Origin of the sequence: Pseudomonas sp. EA_65y_Pfl1_P113 (genome assembly GCF_963970525.1) — a bacterium.
Lineage (GTDB): Bacteria > Pseudomonadota > Gammaproteobacteria > Pseudomonadales > Pseudomonadaceae > Aquipseudomonas > Aquipseudomonas tritici.
Map to the genome: position 1 here is coordinate 87,008 of NZ_CAXAQM010000010.1, position 14,181 is coordinate 101,188.

Annotated in this window: 10 protein-coding genes and 1 pseudogene; 6 read left to right on the top strand and 5 right to left on the bottom strand. The window is 59.6% G+C overall.

Annotated features, from left to right (window positions below; all coding sequences use genetic code 11):
- The first annotated feature begins 139 nt into the window (after positions 1 to 139).
- From lon to AACY52_RS12015, 4 genes are all read left to right on the top strand, one after another.
- On the top strand, positions 140 to 2,536 hold the full coding sequence (gene lon, locus AACY52_RS12000) for an endopeptidase La (RefSeq protein WP_314563009.1): 2,397 nt from the start codon (positions 140 to 142) through the stop codon (positions 2,534 to 2,536).
- Between the two features lie 148 nt (positions 2,537 to 2,684).
- Positions 2,685 to 2,957: an HU family DNA-binding protein gene (locus AACY52_RS12005; RefSeq protein WP_003174819.1), complete on the top strand. Its 273-nt coding sequence runs from the start codon at positions 2,685 to 2,687 to the stop codon at positions 2,955 to 2,957.
- Positions 2,958 to 3,187: 230 nt separating this feature from the next.
- The gene (locus AACY52_RS12010) at positions 3,188 to 5,062 is read left to right on the top strand and encodes a SurA N-terminal domain-containing protein (protein ID WP_339417987.1); all 1,875 of its coding nucleotides are present in this window, start codon (positions 3,188 to 3,190) and stop codon (positions 5,060 to 5,062) included.
- A gap of 99 nt (positions 5,063 to 5,161) precedes the next feature.
- A complete protein-coding gene (locus AACY52_RS12015; RefSeq protein ID WP_339560517.1) occupies positions 5,162 to 5,713 on the top strand; it encodes a GNAT family N-acetyltransferase in 552 nt (183 codons plus the stop codon).
- Here AACY52_RS12015 and AACY52_RS12020 read toward each other — a convergent pair.
- Positions 5,633 to 6,297: pseudogene (locus AACY52_RS12020) on the bottom strand (MFS transporter); the annotation flags it as partial. The gene AACY52_RS12015 and the pseudogene AACY52_RS12020 sit on opposite strands and share 81 nt — an antisense overlap.
- A 174-nt stretch (positions 6,298 to 6,471) precedes the next feature.
- Between AACY52_RS12020 and AACY52_RS12025 the strand changes: the two are divergent.
- Complete coding sequence (locus AACY52_RS12025) at positions 6,472 to 7,245, top strand: DUF2242 domain-containing protein (protein WP_339438278.1); 774 nt, start codon at positions 6,472 to 6,474, stop codon at positions 7,243 to 7,245.
- Between the two features lies 1 nt (position 7,246).
- On the opposite strand, the gene aceE is transcribed toward AACY52_RS12025, so the two are convergent.
- A complete protein-coding gene (gene aceE / locus AACY52_RS12030; RefSeq protein ID WP_339438279.1) occupies positions 7,247 to 9,907 on the bottom strand; it encodes a pyruvate dehydrogenase (acetyl-transferring), homodimeric type in 2,661 nt (886 codons plus the stop codon).
- A 145-nt stretch (positions 9,908 to 10,052) separates the two neighbouring features.
- On the opposite strand from aceE, the gene AACY52_RS12035 reads away from it, so the two are divergent.
- A complete protein-coding gene (locus AACY52_RS12035; protein ID WP_339417980.1) occupies positions 10,053 to 10,523 on the top strand; it encodes a MarR family transcriptional regulator in 471 nt (156 codons plus the stop codon).
- A gap of 33 nt (positions 10,524 to 10,556) precedes the next feature.
- Here AACY52_RS12035 and AACY52_RS12040 read toward each other — a convergent pair whose 3' ends face one another.
- From AACY52_RS12040 to AACY52_RS12050, 3 genes are all read right to left on the bottom strand, one after another.
- Positions 10,557 to 11,561 (bottom strand): pyruvate dehydrogenase, encoded by a 1,005-nt coding sequence (locus AACY52_RS12040; protein WP_339560518.1) that lies wholly within the window; start codon positions 11,559 to 11,561, stop codon positions 10,557 to 10,559.
- Positions 11,562 to 11,894: 333 nt separating this feature from the next.
- Entirely contained in the window at positions 11,895 to 12,923 is a 1,029-nt protein-coding gene (locus tag AACY52_RS12045) for an AraC family transcriptional regulator (RefSeq protein ID WP_339437208.1), read from the bottom strand.
- Positions 12,920 to 14,050, bottom strand: coding sequence for a carbon-nitrogen hydrolase family protein (locus AACY52_RS12050; RefSeq protein ID WP_339437210.1), 1,131 nt, complete (start codon positions 14,048 to 14,050; stop codon positions 12,920 to 12,922). Before AACY52_RS12050 ends, AACY52_RS12045 begins: the two co-directional genes overlap by 4 nt.
- Positions 14,051 to 14,181 lie beyond the last annotated feature (131 nt).

Here is a 14,181-nt window from a genome sequence, read left to right on the forward strand (position 1 = left end):
AGGGGCCCCTTTGTTTTTACAGCGTTTTTTACTCCAAAGCGTTTACTGCGTTTAACTGCTGGCAATAAGCTTGTTTTTTTTGCATGCAGCCCCCATCTTGGTTTCAAGTTTATTTTTCAACTGTCATAGAGGCGAAATCATGAAGACAACCATTGAATTGCCTCTCCTGCCGTTGCGTGATGTCGTCGTCTATCCGCACATGGTTATCCCGCTGTTCGTGGGTCGCGAGAAGTCTATCGAAGCCCTCGAGGCTGCGATGACGGGTGACAAGCAGATCCTGCTGTTGGCCCAGAGAAATCCTGCTGATGATGATCCAGGCGAAGACGCCCTGTATCGCGTGGGCACCATTGCTACCGTGCTGCAACTGCTCAAGCTGCCTGATGGCACTGTCAAGGTGCTGGTGGAAGGTGAGCAACGGGGTGCGGTCGAGCGCTTCATGGAGGTGGACGGCCACCTGCGCGCTGAAGTCGCGTTGATCGACGAAGTCGAAGCCCCTGAACGTGAGTCCGAAGTTTTTGTACGCAGCCTGCTCTCGCAATTCGAGCAGTATGTGCAGTTAGGCAAGAAAGTCCCGGCTGAAGTGCTGTCCTCCCTCAACAGCATTGATGAGCCAAGCCGCCTGGTCGATACCATGGCCGCCCACATGGCGCTGAAAATCGAGCAGAAGCAAGACATCCTCGAAATTATCGACCTGTCGGCCCGTGTTGAGCATGTGCTGGCGCTACTGGATGGCGAAATCGACCTGTTGCAGGTTGAGAAACGCATCCGGGGCCGTGTGAAGAAACAAATGGAGCGCAGCCAGCGCGAGTACTACCTGAATGAGCAGATGAAGGCCATTCAGAAAGAGCTCGGCGACAGCGAGGAAGGCCACAACGAAATCGAAGAGCTGAAAAAGCGCATCGATGCCGCCGGCCTGCCGAAAGACGCCCTGACCAAGGCCAACGCCGAGCTGAACAAGCTCAAGCAAATGTCGCCGATGTCGGCTGAAGCCACTGTGGTGCGCTCCTACATCGATTGGCTGGTGCAGGTGCCGTGGAAGGCCCAGACTAAGGTGCGCCTGGACCTGGCTCGCGCTGAGGATATCCTCGACGCCGATCACTACGGCCTCGAGGAAGTCAAAGAACGCATCCTCGAGTACCTCGCTGTGCAAAAGCGCGTGAAGAAAATTCGCGGGCCGGTGTTGTGCCTGGTGGGGCCGCCAGGCGTGGGTAAAACCTCGTTGGCCGAGTCGATTGCCAGTGCCACAAACCGTAAGTTCGTACGCATGGCCCTCGGCGGTGTACGCGATGAAGCGGAAATTCGTGGTCATCGCCGGACCTACATCGGTTCGATGCCAGGCAGATTGATTCAAAAGATGACAAAAGTGGGTGTGCGCAACCCGCTGTTCCTGCTCGACGAAATCGACAAAATGGGCAGCGACATGCGTGGCGATCCGGCATCGGCCCTGCTCGAAGTGCTCGACCCGGAACAGAACCACAATTTCAACGACCATTACTTGGAAGTCGACTACGACCTGTCCGACGTAATGTTCCTGTGCACTTCCAACTCCATGAACATCCCGCCAGCGCTGCTGGACCGGATGGAAGTGATTCGTCTGCCGGGCTACACCGAAGACGAGAAGATCAACATTGCGGTCAAATACCTAGCGCCCAAGCAGATTTCGGCCAACGGCCTGAAGAAGGGCGAGATCGAATTCGAGCTCGAAACGATCCGTGACATCGTGCGTTATTACACTCGCGAGGCTGGTGTACGGGGCCTGGAGCGCCAGATCGCGAAAATCTGCCGCAAAGCGGTCAAGGAACATGCGCTGGAAAAACGCTTCTCGGTGAAAGTCACCGCCGACTCCCTGGAGCACTTCCTGGGCGTGCGTAAATTCAGTTACGGCCTGGCCGAGCAACAGGATCAGGTAGGGCAGGTTACTGGCCTGGCGTGGACCCAAGTGGGCGGCGAATTGCTGACCATCGAAGCTGCGGTGATCCCGGGCAAAGGCCAACTGATCAAGACCGGTTCGCTGGGTGACGTGATGGTCGAATCCATCACTGCCGCGCAGACTGTGGTGCGCAGCCGCGCCAAGAGCCTGGGTATCCCCCTGGACTTCCATGAGAAGCACGACACGCACATTCACATGCCGGAAGGGGCGACCCCGAAGGACGGCCCTAGCGCAGGCGTAGGCATGTGCACGGCCCTGGTGTCGGCCTTGACTGGCATTCCGGTGCGTGCCGATGTCGCAATGACCGGGGAAATCACCCTGCGTGGCCAAGTATTGGCTATCGGTGGTTTGAAAGAGAAATTGCTCGCCGCCCACCGAGGTGGCATCAAGACTGTGATCATTCCTGAAGAGAATGTTCGCGACTTGAAAGAAATTCCTGACAATATCAAGCAAGATCTTCAGATTAAACCGGTTAAATGGATTGACGAGGTCCTGCAAATTGCGCTGCAATACGCGCCGGAGCCCTTGCCGGATGTGGCTCCGGAGATTGTCGCGAAGGATGAAAAACGCGAGTCAGATTCCAAGGAAAGAATTAGCACGCATTAATGCGATTAAGCCGGGGGGCTTCCTTGACAGCTTTTTAGAGCCCTTGTTATAAAGCGGCTCTTAAGTGTCTGTAGGCCATTCAGCACTGGCTTTTGTTTTTACCAAAAAACTTAGAATCATACTCAATAGAAATATAAGGGGACTTAGAGTGAACAAGTCGGAACTGATTGATGCTATCGCTGCATCCGCTGATATCCCGAAAGCTGCTGCTGGCCGTGCGCTGGATGCAGTAATCGAATCCGTCACTGGCGCTCTGAAGGCCGGCGACTCCGTGGTCCTGGTAGGCTTCGGTACTTTCTCTGTGACTGACCGCCCAGCTCGCACTGGCCGTAACCCACAGACTGGCAAAGCACTGCAAATCGCTGCTGCCAAGAAACCAGGTTTCAAAGCCGGTAAAGCCCTGAAAGAAGCCGTTAACTAAGCTTAGCTCAAGCCTTACCTACCCGGGTCGGACGCAAGTCTGGCCTGGCAGCGGAGCGGCAGCTGACCTACGTATCCATTGGGTCACTACGCCGGGGGTGTGGGTTCAAACCCCCGTCCGCTCCGCCAGTTACGAGAAGGCGCATCCTCGGATGCGCCTTTCTTCTATCCGGACTCTACCCACGCTCCACGGTTGCCTATTTTTGAAGTTCAACCGTTTCTGGGGGACGCATGCTGCAAAATATCAGGGACAATTCACAAGGCTGGATTGCCAAGACCATTATCGGGATCATCGTCGCATTGATGGCGTTCACCGGTATCGAAGCCATTTTCCAGGCTTCGGGTAACAGTAAACAGGACGTGGCCAAGGTCAACGGTGAAGAGATCACCCAGACCGAGCTGAGCCAAGCCGTCGACATGCAACGTCGCCAGCTGATGCAACAGCTGGGTAAGGATTTCGATGCTTCGCTGCTGGACGAAAAACTGCTGCGCGAGGCGGCCCTCAAGGGGCTGATCGATCGCAAGTTGCTACTGCAAGGTGCGGCCGATTCAAAGTTTGGCTTCTCTGAAGCTGCGCTGGACCAGGTGATCCTGCAGACGCCGGAGTTCCAGGTGGACGGCAAGTTCAGCGCCGAACGCTTTGACCAGGTGATTCGTCAGTTGGGCTACAGCCGTATGCAATTCCGTCAGATGCTGACCCAGGAAATGCTCATCGGCCAGGTTCGCGCAGGTATCGCCGGCAGTGGTTTCGTCACCGACGCTGAAGTGCTGGCATTCGCCCGTCTGGAAAAACAGACCCGCGACTTCGCCACCGTCAACATCAAGGCCAACCCTGCCGCGGTGAAACTCACCGACGACGAGGTCAAGGCTTACTACGACCAGCACGCCAAAGAGTTCATGACCCCTGATCAAGTGGTTATCGACTACCTGGAATTGAAGAAGTCGTCCTTCTTCGACGAGGTCAGCGTCAAGGACGATGAACTGCAGGCTGCCTATCAGAAAGAAATCGCCAACCTCGCTGAACAGCGTCGTGCTGCGCACATCCTGATTGAAGTCAACGACAAGGTCACCGACGCACAAGCCAAGGCCAAGATCGAAGAAATCCAGGCTCGCCTGGCCAAGGGCGAGAAATTCGAAGCCCTGGCCAAGGAGTTCTCTCAGGATCCAGGTTCGGCCAACAGTGGCGGCGATCTGGGCTTTGCCGGCCCAGGCGTTTACGACCCGGAGTTTGAAACCGCGTTGTACGCGTTGAAGAAGGACCAGGTCTCGGCACCAGTGCGCAGCACCTTCGGTTGGCACTTGATCAAGCTGTTGGGCGTTGAGGCACCGCAAGTGCCTACGTTTGCCAGCCTGAAAGACAAGTTGACCAAAGAGCTCAAGACCCAGCAAGTCGAGCAGCGTTTTGTCGAAGCGACCAAGCAATTGGAAGATGCGGCATTTGAAGCGTCCGACCTGGCCCAGCCGGCGTCCGACCTGAAGCTGACCGTGCATACCTCCGCGCCGTTTGGCCGTGAAGGTGGCGAAGGTGTTGCGGCCAACCGTGCCGTGGTCACCGCTGCGTTCAGCCCGGAAGTGTTGGATGAGGGTGCCAACAGCGCCGCCATCGAGCTGGACCCGGAAACCATCATCGTGCTGCGTGCCAAGGAGCATCTGAAGCCTGCGCAACTGCCGCTGGAAAGCGTCAATGCCTCGATTCGTACGCAGATGGCCAAGGAGCGCGCCAGCGCGGCTGCCAAGACTCACGCTGACGAGTTGATCGCCAGCCTGCGTGATGGCAAGACCCCGCTGAACCAGCCGGTCGACGGCCAGGCGTGGAAGGTCACTGAAGCGGCTACTCGTAGCCAGGAAGCGATCGACCCTGCCGTGCTGCAAGCCCTGTTCCGCATGCCCAAGCCTGCGGCCAAGGACAAGCCGACCTTTACCACCGTGACCCTGGCTGACGGTAGCCTGGTGATCGTTCGCTTGAACGGCGTCAACGAAGCCGCTGCACCAACGGACGAAGAAAAGGCGCAATACCGCCGCTTCCTCGCTTCGCGTATCGGTCAGCAGGATTTCGCGGCCTACCGCAAGCAGTTGGAAATCAAGGCTGACATCAAGAAGTACTGATGTCGGTTTGAACAAAAAAGCCCTCGGCCTGAACAGTCCGGGGGTTTTTTATGTGCGCTAGACTGGGCATTCACTGTCGCGGACCAAGGAGTTTTAAGCGTGTTCGATCAAGGAAGTCAGGGGGTGGTGATCCGCCGCGCCAGTGTGGCGGATGCCCCGGCGGTTTTGCAGGTGTTCGACGAAGTGATTGTCTGGTTCGGGTCCAGGGGCAATCACGGTCAATGGGGAACTGAGCCCTGGTCAGCCTCGCCGCGGCGGGTTGCGCAAGTAACCGATGCCTGCGCGATGCCGGGTGCGTGGGTGGCACAGGACAGCAGCGGCCAGGTCCTGGCGGCACTCGTGTTGGGCGAGCCCATGGCTTATGTGCCCGCAGCGACAGAACCTGAGGTCTATGTGCGGCTGCTGATCGCCTCGCGGGATCAGCGCGTACGGGGTATTGGTCGGCGCCTCATGGCGTTCGCCGACGACCGTGCCCGTGCTGCGGGAGTGAGGCGTTTGCGTGTGGACTGCTACGGCGGCGGGACCGGCGACCTGGTTCGGTTTTATGAGTCCTGCGGATATGAGCGCATTTCAATGTTCGACCTGGAGGGATGGCCGGGCCAGTTGTTGGGGCGAAGCCTTTTGTGCGCCGGCCAGGGCCAGCAGCATTAGCAGCACAACCGCCCATGGAAATGTGCCGACACCCCATCCCTGGAGCAACACGCCGCCTGCCAAACCGCCGCCCGCGATGCCCAGGTTCCAGCCGGTCACCAGCATCGACTGCGCCGCATCCGCCGACTCGCCTGCCGACTTGGCCAGCGCTGTTTGCAGGAGCGCGGGCAGTCCGCCGAAGGCCAGGCCCCATAGCGCGACGGCGGTGTAGATGACCGCTGGCAGGTCGATCCAGAACGCTAGCGCCAAGGCGAGCAGGCCAAACAGCGCGCAACTGATCAGCAGCAGTGCGCGCAACCACCGACCAATCAATACGCCTGCCAGCCAGATGCTCAACAATGCGGTGAGGCCGAACACCAGCAGCCCCCGATCGATATCCGCAACAATTCCCGCCGGTACCAGCAGCGGGGCGACATAGGTATAGAGAATGTTATGGGCCAGCACGTAGGTGAAGGTCACCCACAGCACCGGACGAATGCCTGGCAATGTCAGCACTTGATGCAGCCCCAAGCGTTTTGTTTTGTGCCGCGTTCGCCGGCAAAATCCGGAAGTTGCCAGCGCGCCCAGATCAGTACCACCATCGAGTCCCTCAACCATGCGTCGGCTAAATTGCGCGTATTTATTGATCACCTGTGCGCCGGGCTTTTTCCTACAGGTGGCGTCTCGTAGGGCAGTGACGTTTTACCGACAGGAATGCGCGCGCCAAGGCCTCGTTCTGTTGCACAATACCGCCCTGACTGTTTTCCTCGGGATTTTAAATGTCGACATCATTTTACTTGCGTAGCCTTGGGGTGGCGCTGGTGTTGGCGGGCGCCTCGGGCTGCTCGTCACCCAAGACCGCTATCTATGAACATGAGAGTTTCGACGACTCCGGCACGTTTTCGCGGGATTACCCGGTCAGTGATGTCGCAGCGTGCGAAGCCGCGCGCCGTGCCCTGCTTAGCCAGGGCTACATCATCACCAGTAACGATTCGAAAGTGGTCGTGGGCAACAAGAGCTTTCAGCAGACGGGCGAGAGCCACCTGCAGATTAGCTTCAACGTGGTGTGTGCCGATGATGGCAAAGGCACCAACCATTCAACAATGTTTGCCAACGCCTTGCAGGATCGCTACGCGCTGAAGAAGGTCAACAACTCCGCGAGTGTGGGTGTGGGTGTGCTGGGGTCCGTGTCGATGCCAATCGGCTCTACCGATGACTCGATGGTGAAAGTGGCCAGTGAGACCGTGTCCGCGCCGAAGTTCTACGATCGTTACTTTGCGCTGGTGGATGTGTTCCTGCCGCAAGAGGTGAAGAAGGCCGAGAATATCCCTGAGAAGCCGAAGGCTGACCTGGGGGTGCCGGAACCTAAAGCCGCCCCGGCTGCCGAGAAGGTCGAGCCGCCGAACGACTCGCCCGCCACTTCACAACCCGTGGCGCCGCCTGCCGAGGCCGCGCCGATTGCCCCGCAAGCAGAGCCTGCACCGGCTGCCACGAACCCGGAGCTGCCTGCGCCGACCGAAGCGATTCCGCCCCTGCCGACGCCTGCACAGTAACTCAGACCGCTGCGGGGTTCGTCTTGTCGACGTTGATCCCGTAGCGGCTGATTGCCTCGCTGACGTTATCGCGACCGATCACACCGTCATCCGCCAGCGCCTTCAAGGCCGCCAGCACGATGAAGTGCCGGTCCACTTCGAAGAATGCCCGCAGGGTTTCTCGGGTATCCGATTGCCCGAAGCCATCCGTACCCAATGCCACAAAGCGCCGGCCAGGTACGAAAGGGCGGACCTGATCGGCGAAAAGTTTCATGTAGTCTGTCGCCACCACCACGGGTCCCGTTTCGCCGGCCAAGCATTGCTCCACATAACTTATCCGTGGCTCGCTCTTCGGGTGCAGCAGGTTCCAGCGCTCGGCGTCATGGCCATCGCGACGCAATTCGGTAAGGCTGGTTGCGCTCCACACGTTGCTTTGCACGCCAAAGTCTTTCTCCAGCAATTCAGCCGCCGCCATGACTTCCCGCAGGATTGAGCCACTGCCCATCAGTTGCACCTGAGCCTGCTCGCTGGCGTTCAATCGGTACAAGCCCTTGAGAATTCCATCTTCCACGCCATCAGGCATCGCTGGGTGCGGGTAGTTTTCGTTGAGCAGGGTGATGTAGTAGTAAATGTCCTCTTGGTCGACATACATCCGCCGCATGCCTTCGCGAATGATCACCGCCAGCTCGTAGGCAAACGTCGGGTCGTAAGACACACAGCACGGAATCACCGACGATAGGATATGGCTGTGCCCATCGTCATGTTGCAAGCCTTCACCCATCAGCGTGGTGCGGCCGGCCGTGGCACCGAGCAGGAAACCGCGCGCCCTTGCATCGCCTGCCGCCCAGGCAAGATCACCGACGCGCTGGAAGCCGAACATGGAGTAGAAAATATAGAACGGAACGGTCATCAAACCGTGGTTGCTGTAGGACGTACTCGCCGCGATCCATGAGGAAATGGCGCCGGATTCATTCAGGCCTTCCTGCATGATCTGTCCGTCCTTGCTCTCCTTGTAGTAGCTCAGTTGCCCGGCGTCCTGTGGGGTATAGAGCTGGCCGACGGCGGAATGAATACCGATCTGACGGAACAGGCTTTCCATGCCGAAGGTACGCGATTCATCTGGCACGATGGGCACGATCAGTTTGCCCAGGTGCGGGTCCTTGAGCAGGGTGCCAAGGACGCGCACGAAGGCCATGGTGGTGGAGATCGCGCGTTCGCCGGTGTCTTTAAGCTGGGTGGCGAAGGCACTCAGTTCAGGGATTTGCAACGATTCGACCGCACTGTGTCGCGCCGGTACGTAGCCGCCGAGGGCCTGGCGGCGTGCAGCGAAGTAGCGGGCTTCTTCGCTATCCGCGGCAGGCTTGATGTACGGGATATCGGCGAGCTGGTCGTCGGCCACTTCCAGGCCGAAGCGGTCGCGGAAGGCTCTTACAGCGTCGGCGCCCATTTTCTTGAGTTGGTGATTGATGTTCTGGCCTTCGCCAGCTTCGCCCATGCCAAAGCCCTTGACGGTTTTCGCCAGGATCACGGTAGGTCGGCCGCTGTGGCGCACGGCGGCGGCGTAGGCGTTGTAGACCTTGTCCGGGTCATGCCCGCCCCGTGAGAGTTTCCAGATATCGTCGTCGGACATGTCCGCAACCAACGCCAGCAATTCCGGATATTTGCCGAAGAAATGTTCGCGCACATAAGCGCCGTTCTGGGACTTGTAGTTCTGATAGTCGCCGTCCACGCATTCCATCATGCGCTGGCGCAGCAGGCCGCTTTGGTCTTTTTCCAGTAGCGCGTCCCAGCCACCGCCCCAGATCACTTTGATCACGTTCCAGCCGGCGGCGCGGTACAGGCTTTCGAACTCCTGGATCACCTTGGCGTTGCCGCGCACTGGGCCGTCCAGGCGTTGCAGGTTGCAGTTGACCACAAAGATCAGGTTGTCGAGTTTCTCGCGACCCGCCAGGGAGATGGCGGCCAGGGATTCCGGCTGGTCCATTTCGCCATCACCGAGGAAGGCCCAGACTTTGCGCCCTTGGTGCTGCTTGAGGCCGCGCAATTCCAGATAGCGCATAAAGCGCGCCTGGTAAGCGGCGGTGATCGGACCGAGGCCCATGGACACGGTGGGGAATTGCCAGAAGTCCGGCATCAGCCGTGGGTGCGGATAGGACGAAATGCCCTCGCCACCGGCCTCGCGGCGGAAGTTGTCGAGCTGCGCTTCGCTGATGCGGCCTTCCAGGTAGGCGCGGCCGTAGATACCTGGTGAGGAGTGACCTTGGATATACACCAGGTCGCCGTCAAAGGTATCGGTGCGCCCACGGAAGAAGTGATCGAAGCCTACGTCATACAGCACAGCAGCTGACGCATAGGTCGCAATATGCCCACCAACGCCGGAGTGTTTGCCTGCGCGCAATACCATCGCCATGGCGTTCCAGCGAATAAACGCATTGGTACGGCGTTCGATGGCCAGGTTGCCGGGGTAGGGCAGTTGGCGGTCCACCGGGAGGGTGTTGACGTAGGGGGTGGTAACCCGCCCATAGAAGTCGCCATGCCGCGCCACGTCGAAATCCAGCAACTGATCGATCAGGTAGTGCGCGCGCGGGCGGCCTTCGGTGGACAACACCGATTCGATGGACTCCAGCCACTCGCGGGTTTCCTGTGGATCGTCGTCGCGTCTGACTGCGTTGTTCGGGGTCATGTGAAGCTCCAGGGTAGGCGGAATTCAAGTGACGGGCTCCTCGTGGGAGTGCCGTCAATGTAATTGCAATTGCAACTACATAGCCGAATCTAGCGCGGGATGAGCTACTATTGCAACCTTCTTGAAATCCCTCGGATGGTGTTGCATGTCGTCGAAAGAGCCTGATGTATGGTTCCGTTTTGTCAGGGCCCACAGGACGGTCATCCGTGAAATCGAACGCCGCCTGGCCGAGGCGGACTTGCCGCCCTATGCCTGGTACGACGCCTTGTGGGGCCTGGAAAGCGGGCCCGATGGCACCCGCCGCATGCACGAGCTGGCGGATGTGTTGGCCATCGAGCGCTACAACCTCACGCGTCTGGTCGACCGCCTGGAAAAGGATGGCTTGGTCGTGCGTTCGCGCTCCGATGGCGACGGCCGCGCGGCGTTTGCCTCGATCACCGATGCCGGCCGGGTGTTGCGTAAAAAAATGTGGAAGATCTACGAAAGCACGGTGGATGAGTTGTTCCTGTCGCAGATCGAGCCGGCGCAGCGCCAGGGGTATGCGGATGCGCTGGAGCGCACAGCGGGGCTGGCGATGGAGGCCGGGGTACAGACCCGCAGCCGGCGCAAATCCTGAAACTCAGTGGAGATCCAGTGTGGGAGCTCCAATTCATTTGAGTGGGTACCGGGCCATCGCTGTTTCCACCTGCTGAATATCAATGCGCCCCTCATCCGCCAACGCCCGCAGCGCCATCACCACAATCCAATACCGACTCGGCGCACCGGCCTGCACCGACCCCGCTCCCAGCGCCACAAACCGCGCATCCATATGAGCGGCCAACTGATCGACAATCGCCTGCGGATACCCGGTGACGGCAACCACCGGCGCCGCATTTGCGGCGAGGCATTCACGCAGATGGCAACTGCGCTTGGGCGCTGTGGGGTGCAGCCGATTCCAGCGTTCAGCCGCTGCAGCCTCACGCGCCAGTCGCGTGTAACTGGGGCAACTCCACACCTGGGCCTTGATGTCCCAGTCCTGCTTCAATAACCGTGCGGCATGCAGCGCGTCTTCCAGTGCCCGGCCCGCACCGAGCAAACGTACGTCGCCCGTGTGGTCACGCTTGATTGGGTACATGCCCTTGAGCGCGTCCTCGCGATCCTGCGCGCTCAGCACCCCTGCGCTTTGCTGATCATGCAACGCCAGGTAATAAAACCCCGGTTCACCGTCGACATACAGCGTGTGCAAGCCAGCCAACACGATTGCCCGGGCTTCTTCGCCGGAAGCCGGGTCGTACGGCGTGCAACGTGGATGGGTAGCGAGCCACAGCGGCAGGGAAGGTTGTGCACCTTTGGGCCAGTGCGAAGGCTGGTTTTCGATGTCGTTACACAGGATGCCGCGCTGCTGGGTCACGTCCGCCAGCGCACTCAACTGTGCCGATGATTGCGCGCTGTGTAGGTACAGCAAGGGTTTTTCGACGGTATTGCGCGCAAACCAGCTGGGCCAGTTCCCCACACGCCGGGAGCGTGACTGGCCGCGAATCACCCACGCCTGTCGGCTGGATTCGAGCGTGTTGGCCATGGTCATCACGGTGTACAGCGGTGAGTTGGGAGCGTCTTCTGCGGCGCTCAAAACGTCGATGCAGCGTTGCGCGCAGTCAAGGGTGGAGGCGGGCATGGGCGAGTCACCTGGTAACAGATGCGCCTACCCTAATCGAATTCTTTATATGATTGCAATTGCAATGATTGCAATCGCACCTCAAGTCCTGGCGACTAAATCCATAAAGCGCTGCTACGTTTAATCCTGAAGTGCAGGAACGTCATGGCGCAGACATTTTTTCGTCATCACGGCACTTTAGGCTTGTGATGAATGTCATTTGTTTGCAACCGCTTTTAATTCAAAAAAGGAGTCCCCCATGGACGATTACCAGGAAGAGCTGCTCGAGTACCAGGCCTTTGAATGGGACCCGCTGGAACCCGCAGACGATGCAACCGAGCTGTAAGACCGACTTCAGGCGGAATGCCGCTGACTGCGGCGAAATTCCCCTGGGGTCTGGTTGTTCCACCGCCTGAACGCCCGCTGGAAGGCTTGGGCCGAGGCAAAACCGAGCAAGTAGGCGATCTCGCCGAACGCCAGTTCCGTGTCGCGAATATAGGTCATGGCCAGGTCGCGGCGGGTATCGTTGAGAATTGCGCGGAACTGAGTGCCTTCTTCGGCCAGTTTGCGGCGTAGCGTCCAAGTCGGCAGCTTCAAGCGTGCCGCCACTTCTTCCAGGTCGGGTTCCCGGCCGCCATTGAGCATCGGCCCGAGCAACCGGGTAATGCGCTCGCGCAGGCTGCGGGTGCGGGTCAATTGCTCCAACTCTCTCTCACAAAGTTGTAACAACAAGTTCCAGGTGCTTGGGCAGTGCTGCGGGTTGCGCAGGGCCAGGGTTTGCTGGTTGAGGCGCAATTGGTTGGCCTCGGCGCTGAAGTGAATGTCTCCGAGCGCGTGGTACTGATCGGCATACACCGGTGCTTCAAATTCGATGTCGATGCGTTGTGCCTGCACCCGGTGCTGGGCCAGGCTCGACAATTGATGCAGCCAGCCGGCGATGATCGAGTCGACCACAAAGCGGTTGAAGGCGTTGTAGGGGCTGATGGAGTAGAAGCGCAGCCAGGCGCCTTCGGCATCCTCGACAAAGCTCGACTGCCCGCGATAATTGGAGCCGTACAGTGCTTCGAAACGAGTCAATGTGCGCGCAGCCTCGCGTACGTTGGGCGCCTGGGCGGCAGTGACGCCCGCGAGCCCTGACTGGCTCAAGCGGCTGAACTGGCCCATGCGCAAACCCAGGCTTGGGTCGCCGGTGAGCTGGATGGCCGCATGGCCAAGGCGCATGTAACGCGGGATCGATAAGCGTGCTCCGGCCTCGGCGAGGCGGGCCGGGTCGAGGCCGTATTGCAGCAGCAGCGGCTGCGGATCCAGGCCGTGGCTGTGGATGGCACCCGCCAGGGTGTGCACGAAGCCCACCGACAGGTCCCCCAGCCGTACGGGCTTCACAGCCAGATATTCAACAAGCGCGCACCACGGGCGTCGCTATCTGCGCTGATGTGCCCGTTGCGGCTGAGGAAGCTATGCCCAGCAGTGCCCAGGTCCCAGAACTGTCCGCGCAGGAACACGCTCATGCCGGCGCTTGCCTGACTGACGGGCGGCTGGCTGATCAGCGTGAGACGGCGCCAGGCTTCGCCTTCACTGAGTTCTTCGGGCTTGAGGCTGATTTCAGTCGGGGTGGAGACGCTTTTGAAACCGCGCCATGGGCGGTCCCAGGTGTCACGTCCCAGCACAAGGGCCGGCACTGCTATCAACTGCGCGCCGTGTTCGTTGAGTTTGCGGTAGTTGTCCGGGTACCAGCTGTCGCTGCCCACCAGCACGCCCAGTCGACCGGCCGGGGTGTCGACCACGCTGACGACGTTTTCATCACCGGGTTCGATAAAGCCACGTTCATCGTAGATCGGGTAGAGCTGACGCTGCGGCTCGCCGACGGGCAAACCGTCGGCGCTGAAGACAACGCTGGCGTTATACAGCGCACCATGGCCGACCTGCAGCTGTCCCTGACTGACGCTTGGGTTGGGCAGGGTGATGGAGCCGGCCACCAAGGTCACGCCAAACTCCTTGGCCAGGCCGCCAAACAACACCTGATAGTCCCGCGCCATGCCATCGGCTTTCATGCGCAGGTAGGCGTCGTCGGTGCGGTTGTCGCCCGTGGCGCTGATCCACGCGCGCGCAAACATCAGTGGGTTGCTGACCGACAGCCAATTCATCGCATCCTTCGCGTGGAGAGCCTGGTAGACCTCGTTCTTCTCGCCTATGAGCATCAGCCAGGTGCCAATATGTTCGGGCAGTACCACGATGGTCTTGTCGTTGATCAGCCCTTGGTCGCGGGCTTTTTGCAGGTAGGCCGACAGCTTCAGGTGCAGGCGCTCCAGGCTCTGGTAGTCGGCCGGAAACAGCTCCGGCTGGATGCCCAGCAAGTTGCCACGGTCAGCCGGCAGGCCTTCGTTGACGGCGAGGGTGATGCGCAGGTCCGACAGGTAATGCGCCACGGGGCGCTCCTGGGTCCAGACCAGATACGCGGCGACGGCGGCAACCAGGGCCATGGTGGCGGTAAAAGCTAGAAGTTTACGCATGGGGCAACAGACAACAGACCGTGTGCAGGGTTCGCCGACTAGGGTAGGGCCCATGGGCCGGCTTGCCAAGGGGCACTGTGCATTTGGATCAATAACTTGTCAGTTTCAGTCATTGAGCGGTAGTGCGCCGG